The 20,037-nt window shown below is 74.0% G+C and carries 15 protein-coding genes; 8 read left to right on the forward strand and 7 right to left on the reverse strand.

The genetic code is table 11. The annotated features are described in order from the left end of the window. Window positions 1-19: 19 nt before the first annotated feature. Both ABT118_RS07545 and ABT118_RS07550 read right to left on the reverse strand, forming a co-directional pair. Window positions 20-3,889, reverse strand: coding sequence for a Pls/PosA family non-ribosomal peptide synthetase (locus ABT118_RS07545; protein ID WP_350645667.1), 3,870 nt, complete (start codon window positions 3,887-3,889; stop codon window positions 20-22). 338 nt (window positions 3,890-4,227) lie between these two features. Next, window positions 4,228-4,665, reverse strand: a complete 438-nt coding sequence (locus tag ABT118_RS07550; protein WP_350645668.1) for a MarR family winged helix-turn-helix transcriptional regulator — start codon at window positions 4,663-4,665, stop codon at window positions 4,228-4,230. A 116-nt stretch (window positions 4,666-4,781) separates the two neighbouring features. Between ABT118_RS07550 and ABT118_RS07555 the strand changes: the two genes are divergently transcribed. The 3 genes from ABT118_RS07555 (at window position 4,782) to ABT118_RS07565 (ending at window position 7,714) form a co-directional block, all read left to right on the forward strand. Then, complete coding sequence (locus ABT118_RS07555; RefSeq protein ID WP_350645669.1) at window positions 4,782-5,708, forward strand: NADP-dependent oxidoreductase; 927 nt, start codon at window positions 4,782-4,784, stop codon at window positions 5,706-5,708. Window positions 5,709-5,752: 44 nt separating this feature from the next. Next, window positions 5,753-7,066, forward strand: coding sequence for an aldehyde dehydrogenase family protein (locus ABT118_RS07560; protein WP_350645671.1), 1,314 nt, complete (start codon window positions 5,753-5,755; stop codon window positions 7,064-7,066). A 69-nt stretch (window positions 7,067-7,135) separates the two neighbouring features. Next, window positions 7,136-7,714: an AMIN-like domain-containing (lipo)protein gene (locus ABT118_RS07565; protein WP_350645672.1), complete on the forward strand. Its 579-nt coding sequence runs from the start codon at window positions 7,136-7,138 to the stop codon at window positions 7,712-7,714. 51 nt (window positions 7,715-7,765) lie between these two features. Here ABT118_RS07565 and ABT118_RS07570 read toward each other — a convergent pair whose 3' ends face one another. Continuing rightward, window positions 7,766-8,503, reverse strand: coding sequence for an SDR family NAD(P)-dependent oxidoreductase (locus tag ABT118_RS07570; RefSeq protein WP_350645673.1), 738 nt, complete (start codon window positions 8,501-8,503; stop codon window positions 7,766-7,768). Between the two features lie 102 nt (window positions 8,504-8,605). Between ABT118_RS07570 and ABT118_RS07575 the strand changes: the two genes are divergently transcribed. Next, the gene (locus ABT118_RS07575) at window positions 8,606-9,523 is read left to right on the forward strand and encodes a LysR family transcriptional regulator (protein WP_350645675.1); all 918 of its coding nucleotides are present in this window, start codon (window positions 8,606-8,608) and stop codon (window positions 9,521-9,523) included. A gap of 56 nt (window positions 9,524-9,579) precedes the next feature. Here ABT118_RS07575 and ABT118_RS07580 read toward each other — a convergent pair whose 3' ends face one another. The 4 genes from ABT118_RS07580 to ABT118_RS07595 all read right to left on the reverse strand — a co-directional run bounded on the left by ABT118_RS07580 (window position 9,580) and on the right by ABT118_RS07595 (window position 16,092). Beyond that, on the reverse strand, window positions 9,580-12,561 hold the full coding sequence (locus ABT118_RS07580; RefSeq protein ID WP_350645677.1) for an acyltransferase family protein: 2,982 nt from the start codon (window positions 12,559-12,561) through the stop codon (window positions 9,580-9,582). 15 nt (window positions 12,562-12,576) lie between these two features. Next, complete coding sequence (locus ABT118_RS07585; protein WP_350645679.1) at window positions 12,577-14,253, reverse strand: glycosyltransferase family 2 protein; 1,677 nt, start codon at window positions 14,251-14,253, stop codon at window positions 12,577-12,579. A 346-nt stretch (window positions 14,254-14,599) separates the two neighbouring features. Continuing rightward, a complete protein-coding gene (locus tag ABT118_RS07590) occupies window positions 14,600-15,205 on the reverse strand; it encodes an SGNH/GDSL hydrolase family protein (protein ID WP_350645681.1) in 606 nt (201 codons plus the stop codon). Between the two features lie 101 nt (window positions 15,206-15,306). Next, window positions 15,307-16,092, reverse strand: coding sequence for a hypothetical protein (locus ABT118_RS07595; RefSeq protein WP_350645683.1), 786 nt, complete (start codon window positions 16,090-16,092; stop codon window positions 15,307-15,309). 111 nt (window positions 16,093-16,203) lie between these two features. On the opposite strand from ABT118_RS07595, the gene ABT118_RS07600 reads away from it, so the two are divergent. The 4 genes from ABT118_RS07600 to ABT118_RS07615 all read left to right on the forward strand — a co-directional run bounded on the left by ABT118_RS07600 (window position 16,204) and on the right by ABT118_RS07615 (window position 20,036). After that, a complete protein-coding gene (locus ABT118_RS07600; RefSeq protein WP_350645685.1) occupies window positions 16,204-16,824 on the forward strand; it encodes a TetR/AcrR family transcriptional regulator in 621 nt (206 codons plus the stop codon). Window positions 16,825-16,952: 128 nt separating this feature from the next. Continuing rightward, a complete protein-coding gene (locus ABT118_RS07605; RefSeq protein ID WP_350645687.1) occupies window positions 16,953-17,711 on the forward strand; it encodes a serine/threonine protein kinase in 759 nt (252 codons plus the stop codon). After that, window positions 17,708-19,102, forward strand: coding sequence for a protein kinase domain-containing protein (locus ABT118_RS07610; RefSeq protein WP_350645689.1), 1,395 nt, complete (start codon window positions 17,708-17,710; stop codon window positions 19,100-19,102). Before ABT118_RS07605 ends, ABT118_RS07610 begins: the two co-directional genes overlap by 4 nt. A gap of 268 nt (window positions 19,103-19,370) precedes the next feature. Continuing rightward, the gene (locus ABT118_RS07615; protein ID WP_350645690.1) at window positions 19,371-20,036 is read left to right on the forward strand and encodes a hypothetical protein; all 666 of its coding nucleotides are present in this window, start codon (window positions 19,371-19,373) and stop codon (window positions 20,034-20,036) included. The last annotated feature ends 1 nt before the right edge of the window (window position 20,037 follow it).

The following is a 20,037-nucleotide window of genomic DNA, read 5'->3' on the forward strand; positions in this document are numbered from 1 at the left end:
TGTCCTGCCTGGCGGCCCGTCAGGACTGCCAGGCCTCGATCGGGTTGCCCAGCCAGCGGGTGTCGGCCGGAACGGACTCCGCACGCATCACCAGCGAGGCGGGCCCCAGGGTGCTGCGCGCGCCGACGGTGCTGCCGGGCAGCACGATGCCGCCCGGACCGAGGGTCGCGCCCTCGTGAAGGATCACAGTATCCATCCGCATGATCCGGTCGTGGAAGAGGTGGGTCTGCACGACGCAGCCGCGGTTGATGGTCGCCCCGTCCCCGACCGTGACCAGGTCCGCCTCGGGCAGCCAGTAGCTCTCGCACCAGACGCCCCGGCCGACCTTCGCGCCGAGCGAGCGCAGCCAGAGGTTGAGCACCGGGGTGCCGGGCACCGCGCCGATCAGCCAGGGCACCGCGAGCACCTCGACGAAGGTGTCGGCCAGTTCGTTGCGCCAGACGAAGCCGCTCCACAGCGGGTGCTCGACCGCGCGGAAGCGGCCGACCAGCAGCCACTTGGCGGCCACCGAGACCAGGCAGGCCACCAGCCCGGCGGCCAGCAGCACCACGCCGGAGAGCAGCGCGGCCAGCAGCACCGAGTGGGCCGCCAGCGCCGCCAGCGCCGCCAGGGTCAGCGCGCCGAGCGCGGCCGAGGCGAACACCGGCACCAGCCGGCAGACCTCGACCAGGCCCCGGGCCCAGAGCAGCCGGGCCGGCGGGTCGTAGGTGAGGCTCTGGTCGCCGGTGTCGGCCGAGCGCGGCAGCCGCATCGGCGGCATGCCGAGGTAGGAGCTGCCCTTCTTCGCCTTCTTGGGCGTGGCGGAGAGCACCCCGACCAGGCCCCGGTCCGGCACCGCCCGGCCGGGCGCGGTCATCCCGGAGTTGCCGAGGAAGGCCCGCTCGCCGATCTCCGCCTCGCCCAGGCGCAGCCAGCCGCCGCCGAGCTCGTACGGGGCGATCAGGGTGTCGTCGGCCAGGAACGCGCCGTCGCCGACGGTGGTCAGGCTGGGCAGCGCGAGCACGGTGGAGACCTCGGCGCCGTTGCCGACCTTCATGCCGAGGGCGCGCAGCCAGAACGGGGTGATCAGGCCCGCGTACAGCGGGAACAGGGTGCCCCGGGCCAGGTCCATCAGCTGACTGACCGTCCAGGCCTGCCAGCCGATCCGGCCGTGCAGGGGGTGGCTGCCGGTCCGCAGGCCCAGGCTGAGCAGCCGGACGGCGCCGAGCAGCAGGGCCGCGTACACCAGGCCGTAGGCCAGGGTGGCGGGGACCAGGGCGAGCAGCGCGCCGGTGAGCGCGGCGCCGAGGCTGTCGCCGGGGTGGACGAAGCGGCTGACCACGGCGAGCGCGGCCAGCGCCGAGAGCACCGGCAGCAGGCTCAGGCCGAGGCCGCTGGCGCCGTAGAGCGCGGCCCAGTGGGCGCGGCGCGGCGGGCGCTGCTTGGGCCAGTTCTTCTCCGCCTTGCCGAGCTTGGCGGCGGGTGCGCCGGCCCAGCGCTGGCCGGTGGGGATCTGGCCGGTGACGCCGGAGCCGGGGGCGACCTGGGCCCGCTTGCCGACCCGGGCGCCGGGGAAGAGCACGCTGCGGGTGCCGACCACCGCGCCGGAGCCGACCTTGACCTGGCCGATCTCCAGCCGGTCGCCGTCCAGCCAGTAGCCGGACAGGTCGACCTCGGCCTCGATCGCGCAGCCCCGGCCCAGCTTGAGCAGGCCGGTCACCGGCGGCAGCGAGTGCAGGTCCACCTCGGGGCCGATCCGGGCGCCGAGCGCGCGGCCGTAGCGGACCAGCCAGGCGCCGGAGAGCGCGGTGGCGCCGGAGACCTCGGCCAGCCGCTCGGCGGTCCACAGCCGCAGGTGCAGGCTGCCGCCGCGCGGGTGGCTGCCGGGGCGCAGGCCGCGCAGCAGCAGCCGGGCGCCGCCGGCCGCGATGGCCAGCCGACCGGGCGGGCTGAACAGCAGCAGTGCGCCCGCGCCGACCACCCACCAGGAGGCGGTCGGGGCCCAGGGGTAGCTGCCGAACCAGGCCAGCGCATTGCCGAGGGCCAGCAGTCCGACCGTCCAGCGCAGGCCGACCAGGGTGAACAGCGGCAGCAGCAGCAGGGTCTGGACCACCTTGGCCCGGGTCGGGACCAGGGCGATGGTGCGGGCCGCGCCGTCGCCCTGGGCGGAGCGCTCCAGGTGGCGGGCGAGCTTGCGCAGCACCGGCTGCTGGTAGATGTCGAGCACGGCGGCGGCGGGGTAGCGGCTGCGCAGCAGGGTGGTCAGCCGGGCGGCGGCCAGGCTGCCGCCGCCGATGGCGAAGAAGTCGTCCTGGGCGCTGCCGACCTCGATGCCGAGGATCTCGCTCCACTGCTCGGCCAGCCAGGCCTCGGTGCCGTAGAGCTGCTCGCCGGGCCCGCTGGTGGTCAGGTGGGCCAGCGGCCACGGCAGGGCGTCCCGGTCGACCTTGCCGGAGGTCCTGGTCGGCAGGCTCTCCACCGGGGCGAGCAGCGGGACCAGGGCGGCGGGCAGCGCGGCCCGCAGCAGTTCGACGGCGGCGGTCTGGTCCCAGCCGTCCTGGGTGACCAGGTAGCCGACCAGCAGCTGGTTGCCGCCCTTGGCGGTGCGGACGGCGGCGGCGGCGCCGGCCACGCCGGGCAGGGCCTGGAGGGCGGCGTCCACCTCGCCGAGTTCGATCCGGCGGCCGCCGAGCTTGATCTGCTCGTCGCCGCGGCCGAGGAAGACCAGGCCCTCGGGGTCGGCCTGGACCAGGTCGCCGCTGCGGTAGGCGCGGTCCCAGCCGAGCGACTCCAGCGGGGCGTACTTCTCGGCGTCCTTCTCGGCGTCGAGGTAGCGGGCCAGGCCGACGCCGCCGATCACCAGCTGGCCGGTGCCGCCCATCGGGACGGGCTGCCCGGCCTCGTCCACCACGGCCAGCTCCCAGCCGTCCAGCGGCAGGCCGATCCTGACCGGGCCCTCGCCGGTGAGCAGCGCGCCGCAGGCGACCACGGTGGCCTCGGTCGGGCCGTACGTGTTCCAGACCTCGCGGCCCTCGGTGACCAGGCGCTGGACCAGCTCGGGCGGGCAGGCCTCGCCGCCGAAGATCAGCAGCCGGACCTCGTTCAGCGCCTCGGCGGGCCAGAGCGCGGCCAGGGTCGGGACGGTGGAGACCACGGTGATCTCCTGCTCGGCCAGCCAGGGGCCGAGGTCGGCGCCGCCGCGCACCTGCGAGCGCGGGACGGGGACCAGGCAGGCGCCGTACCGCCAGGCCAGCCACATCTCCTCGCAGGAGGCGTCGAAGGCGACCGAGAGGCCCGCCATCACCCGGTCGCCGGGGCCGATCGGCTCCTCCTGGAGGAAGAGCCCGGCCTCGGCGTCCACGAAGGCGGCGGCGTTGGCGTGGGTGACGGCGACGCCCTTGGGCCTGCCGGTGGAGCCGGAGGTGAAGATGATCCAGGCGTCGTCGGCCGGGGTGGGGCGGGTGCCGGCCCGGCCGGCGGTGGGGCGGCCGGTCACGGTGAGGGCGCGTCCGGCGCCGAGCACGGCGGCCACGGCGGCCTCGCCGAAGACCAGCTCGGCCCGCTCGTCCGGGTCCTCGGCGTCGACGGGGACGTAGGCGGCGCCGGCCGCGAGGGTGGCCAGGATGCAGACGTAGAGGTCGTTGGTGCCGGACGGGACCCGGATGCCGATCCGGTCCCCGGGGCCGATCCCGGCGGCGGTGAGGCGGCGGCGGACGGTCTCGACCTCGGCGGCCAGCGCCCGGTAGCTCAGGGTGGTGCGGCCGTCGTCGAGGGCGGGCTCGTGCGGGTGGGTCCTGGCGGTGGTCTCCAGGACGTCCAGCAGCGTGCGCGGCGCCGGGGCCGGGCCTGCGGTGAACAGGGCGAGCGGTGCTGCCGCCCGGCTCCGTTCGGTGGAGATCTGTGTCGTCACAGTGCTGTGCCCCTCGTCCGTCTCCCCCGTCCATGACCGATGCCAGGCCCTGGGGGGACTGCGCCGCACGCCCCGATCGGACGCCGCGCTCCAGGCCGAAGCGGACAACCCAACCGATGGTAGCCCGGTGCCGGAGCATTCCGGAGGAGCCCTCGTACACCCGACTGGCCCAATCCGGTGGACAACTGACGACCCGTCAGCCCCGGCTGCCGTGCCACTGCCGCACAGTTGACGGACCATCAGATGATCTGACGGACCGTCAGGTCGATCCTGGCGATGTGACCCATGCCACACGTCTGCGGGCGTGTCGACCGGCTGCACCGGCCCGTGCGGTCGGCTCAGGCCCGCGGGAAGGCCCGGTCGAGCAGGCCCTGGAGGGCCCGCCGGTCCTCGGCGCCGAGCTGTGCGAGGCCGGGCAGGCCGGTGACGATCTCGGCCCTGATCCGCCGGACGGCCGCTTCGCCGTCCGGGGTGAGCCGCACCGTCTTGACCCGCCGGTCGGCCGGATCGGCCTCGCGGCGGAGCAGGCCGCGCCCCTCCAGCCGGTCGACGATGCCGGTGACGTTCGAGGCGTCGCAGCCCAGCAGCTCGGCCAGGCCGCGCATCGGCATCGGCCGCTCCAGCACGCTGAGCAGCTTGCCCTGGATCAGGGTCAGGCCCTGGCCCCCGGCGACCACGGCGAAGCTGCGGTAGTAGCAGGCGGCGGCGTGCGCGAGGTGCTCCATCAGCGCCTCGGTGCCGGGGGCGGGTGCGCTGGTCTGGTCCGTGGCGTCCATGGGGACAGTCTAGGGCGATTACTTGACATCCTCAATCATCGAGGTCTACCTTCGATTTATTGCTTGATGAGTTCAACCATCTACCTCATCAAATCTTTCTGCTCTGGAGTACCACCATGAAGGCGATCACCTACCGCACCTACGGCAGCCCCGACGTCCTGGAGTACGGCGACGTCCCGCAGCCCAAGCTCGGCGCCGACGCCGTGCTGGTCAAGGTCAGGGCCGCCTCGGTGAATCCGGTCGACTGGAAGATCCAGGCGGGCTACCTGGACAGCGTGCTGGACGCCGTCTTCCCGGTCATCCCGGGCTGGGACGTGGCCGGCGTGGTCGAGCAGGTGGGGGTCGGCGTCACCGAGTTCAAGCCGGGCGACGAGGTGATCGGCTACGTCCGCGAGGACATGGTCGGCCGCGGCACCTTCGCCGAGTACGTCGCCGCACCCGTCCGCACCCTGGCCCACAAGCCCGCCGCACTCGGCTTCGAGGCGGCCGCCGGCCTGCCACTGGCCGGGCTGACCGCCTACCAGGCGCTCACCCGCACACTGGAGCTCAAGCCCGGCGAGACCGTCCTGGTGCACGCGGCGGCCGGCGGCGTCGGCTCGCTCGCCGTCCAGGTCGCCACCGCGCTCGGGGCCCGGGTGATCGGCACCGCGAGCGAGCGCAACCACGACTACCTGCGCGGCCTGGGCGCCGAGCCGGTCAGCTACGGCGAGGGCCTGGCCGACCGGGTCCGCGCGCTCGCCCCCGACGGCGTCGACGCCGTGCTCGACCTGGTCGGCGGCGAGGCCCTCAAGCTCTCCCCCGGCCTGCTCGCCGAGGGCGGCCGACTGGCCTCGATCGCCGACGGCGCCGTGCTCGCGCTCGGCGGCCGGTACGTCTTCGTCCGGCCCGACACCGCCGACCTCACCGCGCTGGCGGACCTGGCCGACCAGGGGCTGCTCCAGGTCGAGGTCGCCGCGACCTTCCCGCTGGAGCGGGCCGCCGACGCGCAGCGCCTCAGCGCCGAGGGGCACACCCGCGGGAAGATCGTCGTCACCGTCGCCTGAACCGACCGCCGAGCACCCGTCAGTCCCCCTTGGAGCACGACACCATGACCACATCTTCCGCCGCCGCCACCGTGGTGGCCGGGCTGCGCGCCACCTTCGCCACCGGCCGGACCAAGCCGCTCGACTGGCGGCTCGGCCAGCTGGCCGCGCTGCGCACGCTGCTCACCGAGGAGCGCGAGACGCTCCAGCAGGCCCTGCACGCCGACCTCGGCAAGGGCCCGGCCGAGGCGTACCGGACCGAGATCGGCTTCACCCTCAACGAACTCGACCACACCGTCCGGCACTTGGCGGAGTGGCTGAGCCCGAGGCCGGCCGCCGTACCGGACGCCTTCCTTCCGGCCGAGGCCCGGGTGGTGCGGGAGCCGCTCGGTGTGGTCCTGGTGATCGCCCCCTGGAACTACCCGCTGCAACTCGCGCTCGCCCCGCTGGTGGGCGCGCTGGCGGCCGGCAACACCGTGCTGGTCAAGCCGAGCGAGCTGGCCCCGGCCACCTCCGCCGCCATCGCCCGGCTACTGCCGCGCTACCTCGACCCGGCGGCCGTCGCCGTGGTCGAGGGCGGGGTGCCGGAGACCACGGCCCTGCTGGAGCAGCGTTTCGACCACATCTTCTACACCGGCAACGGCGCGGTCGGCCGGATCGTGCTGGCCGCCGCCGCCAAGAACCTCACCCCCGTCACGCTGGAGCTCGGTGGCAAGAGCCCGGTGGTGGTGGACACCGACACCGACCTCGCGGTCACCGCCCGCCGGATCGTCCGGGGCAAGTTCCTCAACGCGGGCCAGACCTGCGTCGCCCCCGACTACGTGCTCGCCGTCGGCGACACCGCCGGGAGGCTGACGGAGGAGCTGGCAGCAGCCGTTCTGGAGGCCTACGGTGACGATCCGTCAGTCGATCCGGAGTACGGACGCATCGTCAACACCCGGCACTTCGACCGCCTGACGGCGCTGCTCGGCGAGGGCCGCACCGTCGCCGGCGGCGACCACGACCGGGACACCCGCTACCTGGCCCCGACCGTACTGGCCGAGGTCTCCCCGCAGGCGGCGGTGATGCAGAGCGAGATCTTCGGCCCGATCCTGCCGGTGCTCGCGGTCCCCGACCTGGACGCCGCGATCGCCTTCGTCAACGAGCGGGACAAGCCGCTGGCCCTCTACGCCTTCACCGAGTCCGAGCGGACCAAGCAGCGCCTGACCGGGGAAACCTCCTCCGGCGCCCTGGTGTTCGGCCTGCCGGTCTCCCATCTCGCGGTCCCCGAGCTGCCGTTCGGCGGCGTCGGCGAGAGCGGCATGGGCCGTTACCACGGCGAGTACTCGCTGGACACGTTCAGCCACAGCAAGGCCGTCCTGGACAAGCCGCTGCACTGAGGCAACCGGGCGTACCGGGCCCGGCGTCCTCCCCGGTGAGGGATCAGGGACGAGCCGAGGAGGCAGGTCATGAGACGCCTGGTCGTACTTCCCCTGGTGGCGGTGCTGCTGGGCGGCGGGGTCGCCGCAGCCGCACCGACCGCCACCGCCGCACCCACCACCGGCACTGTCTGCCCGACCGGCTGGGGCAGCCTGCCCGAGGACCGGACCGCCGCCGGCTCGCTCCCGCTGGTGAACGTCCGGACGGGCGCCCAGCCCTGCTTCGACCGGATCGTCCTGGACGTCCCCGGCAGCTCGGCCGCCCACCCGGTCGGCTACCACGTCCGCTACGTCGACACCCTGTATCAGGACGGCTCAGGCCGACCGGTCCCGGTGCGCGGCGGGGCGCTGATCGAGATCGTGGTCGAGGCGCCGTCCTACGACGTCGGCACCGGCGGCGCGACCTACCCGGGCCGGGCCGGGCAGCCGCTGCCCGGGGTCGACCTGACGGGCTACCGCACCTTCGTGGAGGCCAAGTTCGCCTCCAGCTTCGAGGGCCGCACCCAGCTCGGGCTGGGCGTCCGGGCCCGGCTGCCGTTCCAGGTGTTCCAGCTCGACGGCCGACTGGTGGTCGACGTGGCGCACAGCTGGACCGCCACCGCCCGGTGAACCGGGTGACCGGCCGGCCGCCCCCGGGCCCGGCCGGTCACGCCCGGACCGTCAGGACCGCCCGGTCACGTAGCCGCCGTCCACCCGCAGCACGTGCCCGGTGACGAAGCCCGCCGTCGCCAGGTAGCGCACCGCCTCGGCGATCTCCGAGACCTCGCCGACCCGGTTCAGCAGCGCCAGGCCGCCGTACGCGTCCACCTCGCCGCCCTCGTGCAGCGGCGTCCTGATGATGCCCGGGGCCACCAGGTTGACCCGGATCCGGTCGGCGGCCAGCTCGGCGGCCAGGCTGACCGTGAGGGCGTGCACGCCCGCCTTGCTGACGATCGGGGCGGAGGCCGGGAAGCCCGCGATCGCGTGCTCCACCAGCACGGTGCCGATGTTGACGATGCTTCCGCCGCCGCCCTGCCGGCGCAGCTGCCGCACCACCGCCTGGGTGGTCAGGTAGGTGCCCTTGAGGTTGTTGCCCAGGAACCCGTCCAGCTCCTCCTCGGTGACCTCGGTGAACGGCTTCGCCGCGAACGTCCCGGCGTTGTTGACCAGGACGTCCACCCGCCCGAACCGCTCGACCGCCGTCCGGACCAGGGCCTCGCCGGTCGCCGCGTCGCCGATGCCGCCCGCGACGGCGGCCACCCGCCCCTCCGCCCCGAGCTGGGCGGCCGCCTTGGCCAGCCGGTCCGGGTCGCGGCCGTTCAGGACCACGTTCGCACCCTGCTCCAGGAAGTCGCGGGCGATGTCGAGGCCGATGCCGCTGGACGATCCGGTGACGACAACGGTGCTGTGCTCGGACATGGTTGATCCTCCGTCAGGTGCTGCTGGGGTGATACGAGAACCGTACGAGCGCCCCGTCCATAACGCCACGACCGATTGTGGAGTACGGCATAATCCACGGTTATGGATGTCGACCTGCGTGACCTCGAACTGCTGCACGCCGTGGCCGACAGCGGCACCCTGACGGCGGCGGCCGAGCTGCTCTACGTCAGCCAGCCCGCCCTGAGCCAGCGGCTGACCCGGATGGAGGCCCGGCTGGGCACCCAGCTGTTCGACCGCCAGGGCCGCGGCCTGGTGCCGAACGCGGCCGGACAGCGGATGCTGCTGGCGGCCCGCCAGATCCTGGCCGAACTCGACTCCGCCGCCCGGGACCTGGCCGAAATGCAGACCGGCCGGGGCCGCCGGGTGCGGCTGGCGGTGCAGTGCAGCACCACCTTCCAGTGGCTGCCCCCGGTGATCCGGGGCTTCCGGGCCCGCTGCCCCGGCGCCGAGGTCCGGATCGAGTCCTCGCTCCCGGCGGACTCGCTCATCACGGCCCTGCTGGAGGACCGGCTGGACCTCGCGCTGATCACCAAGCCGGACCCGCAGATGGACCGGGTCCGGCTGACCCCGCTGTTCGACGACGAGATGGTCGCCGTCGTCCCGGCCGACCACCCCTGGGCCGCCCTCCCGCACCTGACCGCCGCGGACTTCGACGGCGCCGAGCTGGTGCTCTACGACCTCTACGACCAGAGCCTGTCCCCCAGTACGCCGCTGCCGATCCCGCACGGCGCCAGGCCGGGCCGGATCACCACCATGCCGGTCATCACCGACCTGCTGATCGAGATGGTGGCCGGCGGCCAGGGCGCCACCGTGCTGCCGAGCTGGGTGGCCTCCCCCTACGCCGCCTCGCACGGGCTGGCGCTGGTCCGGATCGGCGCCGGAGCGACCGTCCGCACCTGGTACTGCGCCACCCGTCCCGGCCCCCGGCCGGACCTGGTCGAGGCCCTGGCCGCCGAGCTGTTCGGGCAGTTGCACCGCCCGGCAGCGGCGGCGGCCTGACGCCGAAGGGGCGGTGCCCACCGTCGCCGGTGGTCACCGCCCCTTCGCGGGTCCGATCAGGAGCGGGCCGCGGCCTTGGTCGAGACCGCGACGTACTGCACCCGCATCGGGTGGCCCGGCTCGGTGGCCGGCCCCGGCGTCCCGCCCAGCGCGGCCGGCAGGTTGCCGCCCACCGCCACGTTCAGGATCAGGAACAGGCCGTGGTGCACCGCCCGGTCCCAGCTCGCGGCGTCCATCTGAGCAGCCGTCACCCGGTGGTGCTCCCGCCCGTCCAGGTACCAGCGCACCTGCTCGGCCCCGGCGGTGAAGTCCACCTCGACCGCGTAGGTGTGGAAGGAGGTCCGGCAGTCGGTGCACGGCTGGTCGCCCGAGCCGAGGCCCTTCGGCTCCCGGCAGGGTCCGCCGTCCAGGGTGCCGCAGTGCATCGTCCCGAACACCGAGTCCCGGCCGTTGACGTTCTCCATCACGTCCAGCTCGCCGATCGCGGGCCAGCCGGTGTACCCGTCCCGCAGCCCGGCCCCGAGGGTCCAGAAGGCGGGCCAGTACCCGGCCGCCGCCGGGCCGGTGACGTCCGGCAGCGCGATCGAGGCCTCGATCCGCATCACCCCGCCGGGCGGCGGTGCGAGGTCGGACCGGCGGGTCTCGATCCGGCCCGAACTCCACTGCCCGTTCTCCCGGGTGGGCACGATCTCCAGTGCGCCCTTGCCGTCGAGCCGGACGTTGGCGGTCGAGTCGGTCATGGTCTCGATCTCACCGGTGCCCCACTGGGCGGCCGGGCAGCCCGGGTAGCAAGTACCCAGGTCGTACTGCCAGTTGACGGCTGAGGGACGGCTGCCTGCCGGTCCGTCGAAGTCGTCCCGCAGCACCTGGGTCCAGCCGTCGGCGCCCGGTGCGGTCCGGGCCGGCAGCGCGCCGGACTCGGTCAGCAGCCGCTCCAGCCGGGGCGTGAGCACCACGGCCGCGACATTGGTCAGGTGGGCGTCGTCGCGGTAGAGCAGGATGCGCTCCAGCACGGCCGGGCAACTGCGCGCCGTGGCGGGGCAGATCACCGAGTTCACCTGCACCGACTGCACGCCCGGCATCCGCCCGGCCGCGATCGCCTGCGCCAGCGGGTCGGGCCACTGGGCCTGTTCCCGGTCGAAGGCGCAGGCCGACGGGTCCTCGGTGTGCCCGGAGACGCAGGCCGGGATGTCGGTGCCGGGGACGGGGGTGTCCTGGAGGTAGACGATCGGCACCCCGAGCGCGCGCAGCGGCTGGAGCGTCTTCTCCCAGCCCGCCAGCAGCAGTTGCTGGTCGGCGGTGTAGCGGTTGAGCGAGGAGACCACGATCAGCCGGGGCTTGGGCCCCTGCTGGAGCCGGGTCAGCGCGGCCGCCCGCCAGGTGTCGCACTCCCGGTAGGTCCGGCCCAACTGCGGGTTGGTCACCGTGAGTTCAGGCAGCGGGCAGCCCTGCTTGACCAGCTCCTCCAGCGCCCACTGCCGTTCGGCCGCGACGGCGAGCAGCGGCGAGAACCACTGGCCCGCGTGCGAGTCGCCGAGCAGCACGATCCGGTCCGGGCTGGCGGTGGCGCCGAACAGGCAGCTCGGGCTGCTGACCGCGGTCGGGGGCACCTCGCACTCGCCGTCCGGCGGGAAGTCCTTCCGGGCCTGGGCGGCGTCCGGCACCACCGGGCCGCCCTTGAGCGGGGCGCCGGTCTTCGCCAGCAGCGAGGTGCCGTCGGACGCGCCGGGCGGCAGGCCGAGCGTGTCGACCGGGCCCGCCGGGCCGAGCAGCCGGAGCGTCCCGGTGCCGACCACCAGGGCCAGCACCACCGGGACGATCACTGCGGCGAGACCCAACGACAGTCCGCGCCTGGGCAGTTCGGAGAGGATGCGGCTGCGGCGCAGCGGCTGCTCGATCCAGTGCAGGGCGGCCAGCGCGGGCAGCGCGGCGGCGGCCGTCAGGGCCACCTTGACCGGCCAGTCCAGCGCCCCGAAGCGGGCTTCGACCAGGACCAGCACCGGCCAGTGCCACAGGTAGAGGTTGTAGGAGAGGCGGCCGACGGCGCGGGGCGCCCGGGCCGAGAGCAGCCGGTCCACCCCGCTCGCGGCGGCGGCACCGCTGCGGTCGGGGGTGCCCGCCAGGATGACGGCGGCCGTCGCCAGGGTCGGCACCAGCGCGGCGTACCCGGGGTAGGGGGTGCCGGCGTCGTAGCCGAGCACGCAGGCACCGATCGCCAGCAGGCCGGCCCAGCCGGCCAGGACCCGCAGCGGACGCGGTCCGGGCAGGCGGTGCCAGGGCAGCAGCGCGAGCAGCGCCCCGACCCCGAACTGCCAGACCCGGGACGGCGTGCCGAGGTAGGCCAGCGAGACCGAGCCGTGGGTCCAGTACAGCGAGAGGCCGAACGAACCCACCGTCAGGACGCCGGCCAGCACGGCCACCGTCGAGCGCACCGCGCGGCCCCGGCGGGCGGCCCGGGCGACGAAGAACACGATCAGTGCCAGCAGCGGTGCCCAGGCGAGGTAGAACTGCTCCTCCACCGCGAGCGACCAGAAGTGCAGCAGCGGGCTGTGCTCCCGCCCGGCCGCCAGGTAGTCGGTCTGCTGGGCGACGAAGCGCCAGTTGGCCACCGACAGGGCCGAGGCCAGGACGTCGTACTCCAGGTCGGTGCGGCGCAGCGGCACGGTCAGCCAGACCCCGGCCAGCGCGACCGCGCCGAGCACCAGGGCGGCGGAGGGCAGCAGGCGGCGGGCCCGGCGGGAGAAGAACTCGCCGAGCCTGATCCGGCCGGTGGTGACCGCCTCGCGCACCAGCAGGCTGGTGATCAGGTAGCCGGAGATGACGAAGAAGACGTCCACGCCGACGAAGCCGCCGGCCAGGCCGGGGACGGAGGCGTGGAAGGCGAGCACCGCGAGCACCGCGACGGCGCGCAGGCCCTCGATGTCGGGGCGGAACCCCTTGGCGTCGGGCTTCCGCCGCTGGCCGGCGGCGGGTCGGGCGGGTGGACCGGGAATGGTGTACGTCTCCGGACGGAGGTCCGGAACCACGGTCGAGGACATCGGTGTGACGACCTTTCAGCCCAGCCAGGGCAGCATCGGGCTGACCCAGCCGGAGGCGAGCAGAGCGGTGAGCACGAGGACGGCGGTGGCGGCCAGTGCCTCGGGCCAGCGTCGGGGCAGCATGCCCCGTTCGGCCCGGGCGGCGGCCCGCGCCGCGGCGCGGTCGGGGTCGGCGGGCCGCAGCTCGCCGATCAGGTCGCGGATCAGCGGGATGCCGATCTGGCACTGCACCGCGAGGTAGAGGCCGAGGCCCCAGTTGGGCGCAACTCCGTTGCGGGCCACCGCCAGTGCGAGTCCGACCGCGGCGGCGCCGACCGAGGCGCAGAGCCAGGCCAGCGAGACCACGACCACCTGGCGGGCCAGCCCGCCGGGCTTGGCCTTGCCCGCGCCGGTGGGCACCCAGGCGGCGCTGCGGCCGCGCAGGGTGTGCCAGAAGGCGGCGCCGGCGGCCACGCTCATCAGCACGTTGGAGCGGATCACCTCGACCCGCCACCGGGTCCGGCTGATCCGGGGCAGCAGCACGTGCCAGAGCCAGAGCGGCGCGAGCAGCGGCAGCACGTGCCAGGGCCGGATCTGGTCCGGGTACCAGAACATCATCACCAGCGGCGGCAGCGGTGCGGCGAAGATGTTCACCGCCGTGGCGAGGTAGCCCACCACGCCCTCGTAGAAGCACAGCCGCATCCGCCAGGGTGCGCGGATGCGCTTGAGCTCGGGCGTGCTGAGCAGGTGCAGGTTGCCCATCGCCCAGCGGTACTGCTGGTTGACGAACGAGGCGAGGTTGTCCGGCGAGGTGCCCTTGGCGACCAGCACCGGGACGTACAGGGTGCGGAACCCCCGCTCGTAGAGCGCGAGTCCGGTGAACAGGTCCTCGCTGTGCTCCAGCTTGGCGAAGCCGCCGGCCGCGTCGATCGCGGTGCGCCGGTAGACCGCGTTGCTGCCGCAGCAGATGGCGGCGTCACTGGCGTCCCGGGACGGCTGGATCCAGCGGAAGAACCACTCCTGGGCCGAACCGGCGGCGCGCTGGATCCAGCCCATCGTCTCGTCGGTGTCGAAGCACTGCGGGCTCTGCACGATGCCGATCCTGGCGTCGGCGAAGTACGGCACCAGGTGGTGCAGGAAGTCCGGCCTGGGCGCGAAGTCGGCGTCCAGGATGGCGATGTACTCCGCCTGGCTCAGGGTGAGCGCGTGGTTGAGGTTGCCGGCCTTCTTGAGGTGGCCCCGGTTCGGCCGGACCACGTACTCGTAGCCGTAGGCGGCGGCGAGTTCGGCCACCTCGGTGCGGTCGCCGTCGTCCAGCACCCAGACCGTCAGCGCGTTCGGCCAGTCGACCGCCGCTACTGCCCGGTAGGCGTTGTCCAGCACGTCCAGCGGTTCCCCGCAGGTCGGCAAGTACAGGTCCACGGTGGGCAGTTCGGCCGGGTGCCAGGCATTGACCAGCACCTCGTGGGACTGCCGGGTGAGCCGGCGCTGGCGCAGGCTGTTGACCGAGGAGAGGCCGAGCGCGCCGAGGTTGAGCACCAGCACCGCGAGGAAGGCCCACAGGGCCGGGGTGCGGAGCGAGAAGGTGAGCATGGTGGCCGCCGTGAAGACGAAGGCGAGCGAGGTGCAGATCAGCACCCACCGCCGTTGCGGCCCGAAGTACCAGTAGAGCTCCTGATCGGAAGGAGGTTGAGGAAGGTGATGCACAGTCATTGGGCCCCCACAGCCGCGTCTCTGACAGCAGACCGAGGTCACAGTAGCGCAATTGGTATAGACCATTGGACCAGCGCCCGCCGAGTGGACGCCGCCGCGGCGGGCCCGCGCACCGTCCGTGATCATGAGACCGCCCGGCCGGTGCACTGCGGGAATCAGCAGGTCACCCCGGGGTTAACAGTCGTCCAACTTCATCTCGGGGCCCGGCCGGACCGGCGGATCAGGCACGCCTTGGCCCGACCGGGCACCACCACCGTTCGCACGCTGTGCATCTCACGACGGCAGACGTTCATCCGGTCGTCCACGGAGGAAACGCCGATGTCACACTCCGTCATGAGTGGATTTCCTACAGCCCGGTGAGCTCTCCCAGCCCGAGCGTGCGCAGCGTGAGGTCCGCCATCCGGCGGTGGCCGACGGCGTTGGGGTGGGCCGGGTCGTCCAGCCACGGGATCGCCTCGGTGTCGGCGAACTCGGCCAGCCAGTACGCCTCGTGGTCCACCAGCAGCACCTCCGCCTCGGCCGCGATCTCCCGCACCGCCTGGCAGTACGCGGGCAGTTCGGCCCGGGCCGCGCGGCCGCTGAGACTGGTCAGCACCGGCGTGTGCACCACGATCTGGGCCCCGGCCGACCTGGCGATGATCGCGTGCATCGACTCCTTGAACTCCGCCAGCCCCGCCAGCCCGGCCCGCGCGTCGTTGGTGCCCAGCGAGATGGACAGCACGTCGGGGGCGAACCGGCCGATCAGATGGTCGTACGAGCCGAGCACGTCGCTCGCCCGCCAGGCCGACACCCCGGTGTTGACCACGATGTCGGTCAGCCGGTCCAACTGCCAACGGACCCGCTCGTGCAGGTGCTCGACCCAGCCGCGCGCACCGTAGGTGTGCAGCACCGCCTGGGTGATGCTGTCTCCGGTGGCCACCCAGGTCATCGGCTTCTCGGACAGCTCGATCACGTCGTCATCCCCTACCTCGCAGTACCGGGTCCGGCCGTCCGGACCCGGTACTCATCCGATCACGGCGGGGCACAGGTGACCAACGAATACCCGACGGCCCGTCAGCCCCGGTCCGGGAGCGCGGGAAGCGCGCTGCACAGGGCGGCCGGGAACGACGGCTCGGTCCGGTGGACACCCGCGCAGCCGGCCGATCCGTCGGTGGTGACCGCCGTCCAGCCGGCCGGACCGGACCGGTAGAACCAGCGGGCGGTGCGCACCGAGGCGCTGCAGTCCGGCCCCGGGTCACCGCAGGCGGCGCCGGTCGGCACCGAGATCTCCAGGACCAGCCAGCGCCCGTCGCAGCCCCGTGCCCGCCACGAGCTGTGCTGCGGGGTGTCGGCCTGGACCAGCGCCTGCCGGTACGAGCCGTCGGTGCAGCTGGTCGCCACGGGGTCGCACCCCTGGCTGCCGCAGAGCCGGAGCGCCGGCGGCACGGCACCGGCCGGCGTGAAGACGTACTGACTGTTGATCAGCACCTTCTTCTCCCCCACCGGTTCGGGCAGCGGGAAGGTGGCGGTCGCAGTCGTGTATCCGGTGCAGTCGGTGCGGCTGTCGCCGCGGGGGGCCTCGTAGGTGACCCGGACGTGCACGGTGCCCGCCTCGACCGTCTCGACCGATCCGGTGAGCGCGCGGTAGCACTCGCCGCCGCCGGCCGGCACCCGGACGTCGACGCTCAGCGCCTTCCCGTCCTCGGCGGTGCGCGCGCCCTCGACGGCGGAGGGCCCGACCAGCCCCCAGGAGGCCGGGGCGGCCCGACCAGCCGCAACGGTGCTGCCGCACCCGCCGAGCAGCACGGCGAGCAGAGCGGCCAGGACGGTGGTGGCGAAGGCGGACGGACGTGCGTGCATGGTTCCCCCGGTTCAGAACGATCTGCCGAGGACCCTATCCGGACGGTCACGCGCCCCCGCCGGCCGGAGGGCAGCGCTCCGGACGGCGGGCGGTACTCGTACGATTGGCCGATGACCGATGGGCGCAGACGCGGGCCGAGCAAGGGTGACCTGAGGGAACGGACCATCCTGGAAGTGGCCGCCGCCATGGTCACCCGGCAGCCGGTCTCCCAGATCAGCGTCGACAGCCTCGCGGCGGCGGCCGGCATCTCCCGGTCCTCGTTCTACTTCTACTTCGGCTCCAAGTCCGCCGTGATCGCCCGGCTGCTGGAACCGGTCGCCGCCGAGCTGAGCCGGGCCCTGGCGCTCTGGAGCGAGGGCAGCGGGCTGACCCCCGAGGCGCTGCGGACCGGGCTGCGGGCGAGCATCGAGGTCTGGCGCCGCCACCGCGACCTGCTCCGGGAGGTCCTGCTCGACCCCGCACCGGACCCGGTGATCGCCCCGTACCGGGCCCGGATGATCGGCGACTGCATCGACCTGGCCGCCGCCCGGATCCGCCGCGACCGCGCGGCCGGCCTCGCCCCGGACGGGCCGCCGAGCGCCGAGGCGCTGGCCCGGGCGCTGAACCAGGTCACCTTCGCGGTGCTGGCCACCTCGCCGCTCGGCTCCCCCGGGGACGAGGCGGAGACCGCGGTGGTCGAGCTGCTGGAGGCGATCGTCCAGCGGACCGTGTATGCCCCGACCCCGCGATGACACTTTCCGCCCTGTGGCGTGCATCATGTTGATTAATCTCGACACACCGTCGATTCTGAAGGCGCCCTGACAGGTCCTCGCCCGGTGTGGACCGGCCGAACCGTGTGCCCGGGGCGAAGGGGTGGGAGATGGGGAGCGTTCTGATTCACGTCCGGGAGGCCGACGGCGCCACGGCCGTCAGCCTCGAGCTCGGCCCGGGCGAAGTCGCCCGGTTCGGGCGCGGCAGCGCCGACCGGCCGGTGGAGATCACGCTGTCCGACCCGGCGGTCCCCCGGCTGGCCGGGGAGATCAGGGCTTCGGACGACCACTGGCAGCTGAGCAACTTCTCCACCTCGGCCGGCTACGTGGTGGAGAACCCGGAGGGCGCCGGCGAGTACATCAGGGTCGCCGCCCGCCGGATCGGCGCGCCGATCCCGTTCGAGTTCGCCCGGATCGTGCTGCCCACCCACGGCGCCATGCAGAGCTTCCAGGTGTACGCGCCCGCGCACACCTACTACGACGCGCCCCCGCACCCGCAGTCCCCGGAGTCGGCCACCCTGATGGCCTTCCCGCTGGACGAGGCGGCCACCTACTTCCTGGTCCTGGTCGCGCTCTGCGAGCCCCGGCTGCGCGACATGTCCGCGTCCGCCGTGCCCACCACCCGCCAGGTGGTGGAGCGGCTGCGCAGCCACCCCTGCTGCCAGGAGATCACCGAACCCACCGTCAGCTTCCACATCGACTACCTCGCCCGCAACAAGCTGCGGGTCCGTCAGCCGGACAGCGGCGGACGGCGGATGGACGGGAAGCGCGAGGCCGTGGTCTCGCTCGCCCTCCGCTTCGGGCTGGTGCGCGAGGAGCACCTCGGCCTGCTGCCCGCCCGCCCGACCTCGCGCACGGAGACCCGATGACCGACACGTCCGACCCCACCGCCCCGGCCCCGGCGTCCGACGGCGGGGAGACCGTCCCGCCCGGCTACCGGGTCGGGGAGTGGGAGATCACCGGCTTCCTCGGCGCCGGCGGCTGGGGCAGCGTCCACCTGGCACGGCGGACCGGCCCGGTACCCGACGGCGAACCGGCCGAGGCCGCGGTCAAGTTCCTCTCCACCACCGGCCTCGCGCCCCGCCAGGCCCGGGCCCTGGCCGAGACGGCCGACCGCGAGGTCGCCTTCAGCCGGGCCACCGACCACCCGCACCTGATCCGGGTGCTCGGCACCGCCGTGATCTCCGACCCGGACGTCCCGGCCCTGGACGGCGCGGTCGCCCTGATCATGGAGCGCGCCGAGCGCAGCCTGCTGGAGCTGCTGGAGGAGCACGCCGAGGACGGTCGACTCCCCGCTGCCGGAGCACTGTTGGTCCAGGTCGCCGAGGCACTCGCGCACCTGCACGCGGCCGGCTGGGTGCACGGCGACCTCAAGCCCGGCAACATCCTGCTGATGGCCGACGGCACCGCCCGGCTGGCCGACTTCGGCCTGGCCGCCCGGATCGACGGCACCCACGGGTACGCACCGCCGCTCGGCTCCCCCGACTACCTCCCGCCGGAGCGCCGGACCGAGCAGCTCAGCGAACGGGGCGTCATGACCCGCCCCGGCACCGACATCTGGGCCTTCGGCGTCACCGCCCACCAACTGCTCACCGGCGGCACCCTGCCCTTCACCGGCGGCACCCCGGCCGCCCGGGCGGCCGCCCTGCACGAGTACGGCAGCGGCCGCAGCCGGCTGCGGCTGGCACCCGAACTCGCGCCCGGCTGGCAGGCCGTCCTCACCGACTGCCTGGCCGCCGACCCCGCCGAGCGGGCCCGGCACACCATGGAGACCCTGCTGCCCCGCATCCGCGCGGCGGCCGAGCAGGCCGCACCGCACCCGCGCCGCAGCCGCCGGCCCTGGCTGCTCGCCGGGGCCGCCGTGCTCGCGACCGCCGTCACCACCACCGTCCTGGTCTGGCCCTCCGACCCGCCGGCCGCCCGGACCACGACCAGGCCGGTCCAGGTCTACAACATCGACGGCAACTGCAAGGACCTGACCGAGCGGCTGCCCTCCTGCAGCCTCGGGCTCGCCCGCGATCCGCACCTCAAGTACGCGGCCGGCAACGTGGTCGACCACCGGGTCTGGCACGGCGACGTGCTGCGCACCGACTGCGTCGACAACAACGGCGACCGGGTCGAGGACGAGAACGGCATCGGCACCCCCCGCTGGTACCGGGTCTGGATCGACACCATCCCCGAGGGCCACGCCTGGCTCCCGGCCGTCCGCACCCGCGACGCACCGGACGTACCGGTCTGCCAGGCTCCCTCGGCCCCGTGACCCGAGGGAGCCCGGCCCCGGGCTCCGGCACCACCCTCGCCCACCGGGCGGCCCGGCGGTAGCTGCATTCCTGCAGGTTGACCGGCGGCTGACACCGTGTTAAGCCGCTCCCCGGACCACTGCCGCTGGCCGACCGGGTGGTTGTGCTGGCCCGTTCGGGGTGCGGTGGTCCGTCGCGGACATGACGGGCCGTCATCTGGTGGTACCCCAGCAGTCCATGGAGCCATGCCCCGGATGCTGGCTCGGCTCACGGAGGTACCCCGCCGCTATGCGAACAGTTCGTACCGCAACGCTCGCCGTCCTGGCCTCGACCGCCGTCCTGGCCTTTCCCACCGCGAGCCAGGCGGCCGCGGGCATCACCGTCGGCTACAGCACCCAGTGCGTGCTGGGAGCCGCCGTCCCGAGCGAGGTCGTGACCCTCACGGCCACCAACGGGGCCCGGGTGCCGTACTCGTACACCGCCACGGTCGACGGGCAGGCGTACTCCAAGTTCATCGGCCCCGGCCAGACCGACAAGCACACCTTCACGCCCATCACCGACGCCACCTTCACGATCCGGATCACCACCCCCGACGGCACCACGGTCAAGGTCCTGACCAACAGCTGCAAGGCCGGCCCCACCGAGCCCACCGGCACACCCACCCCCACGCCCAGCGGCAGCCCCGCACCGGTGCCCGGCGGTGGCGGCGGCCAGAGCGGCGACATCACCCCCTCCGGCGGGACGGGCGGCGGCGGCACGGGCGGCCACTCCGGCAAGGGCCCGCACGCGGGCGGCGGCTACGCGGCGCTCCAGTCCGGCGACACCGCCCCGGACAGTCCGGCCGGCACCGACTCCGAGAACGGGCCCGTCACCGGTCTGGCCGCCGGCGCCGGTGCGCTGCTGCTCGCCGCGGGCGGCACCCTGGCCCTGCGCCGCGGACTCCGGCGCCGCTGAC

It is taken from the genome of Kitasatospora sp. NPDC002040, assembly GCF_040296785.1.
Lineage (GTDB): Bacteria > Actinomycetota > Actinomycetes > Streptomycetales > Streptomycetaceae > Kitasatospora.

Coding starts and splice junctions, on each gene's coding strand:
- ABT118_RS07550 (WP_350645668.1), bottom strand. CDS start 4,665: ATGGACGCCACGGACCAGACCAGCGCACCCGCCCCCGGCACCGAGGCG.
- ABT118_RS07555 (WP_350645669.1), top strand. CDS start 4,782: ATGAAGGCGATCACCTACCGCACCTACGGCAGCCCCGACGTCCTGGAG.
- ABT118_RS07560 (WP_350645671.1), top strand. CDS start 5,753: ATGACCACATCTTCCGCCGCCGCCACCGTGGTGGCCGGGCTGCGCGCC.
- ABT118_RS07565 (WP_350645672.1), top strand. CDS start 7,136: ATGAGACGCCTGGTCGTACTTCCCCTGGTGGCGGTGCTGCTGGGCGGC.
- ABT118_RS07570 (WP_350645673.1), bottom strand. CDS start 8,503: ATGTCCGAGCACAGCACCGTTGTCGTCACCGGATCGTCCAGCGGCATC.
- ABT118_RS07575 (WP_350645675.1), top strand. CDS start 8,606: ATGGATGTCGACCTGCGTGACCTCGAACTGCTGCACGCCGTGGCCGAC.
- ABT118_RS07580 (WP_350645677.1), bottom strand. CDS start 12,561: ATGTCCTCGACCGTGGTTCCGGACCTCCGTCCGGAGACGTACACCATT.
- ABT118_RS07585 (WP_350645679.1), bottom strand. CDS start 14,253: ATGACTGTGCATCACCTTCCTCAACCTCCTTCCGATCAGGAGCTCTAC.
- ABT118_RS07595 (WP_350645683.1), bottom strand. CDS start 16,092: ATGCACGCACGTCCGTCCGCCTTCGCCACCACCGTCCTGGCCGCTCTG.
- ABT118_RS07600 (WP_350645685.1), top strand. CDS start 16,204: ATGACCGATGGGCGCAGACGCGGGCCGAGCAAGGGTGACCTGAGGGAA.
- ABT118_RS07605 (WP_350645687.1), top strand. CDS start 16,953: ATGGGGAGCGTTCTGATTCACGTCCGGGAGGCCGACGGCGCCACGGCC.
- ABT118_RS07610 (WP_350645689.1), top strand. CDS start 17,708: ATGACCGACACGTCCGACCCCACCGCCCCGGCCCCGGCGTCCGACGGC.
- ABT118_RS07615 (WP_350645690.1), top strand. CDS start 19,371: ATGCGAACAGTTCGTACCGCAACGCTCGCCGTCCTGGCCTCGACCGCC.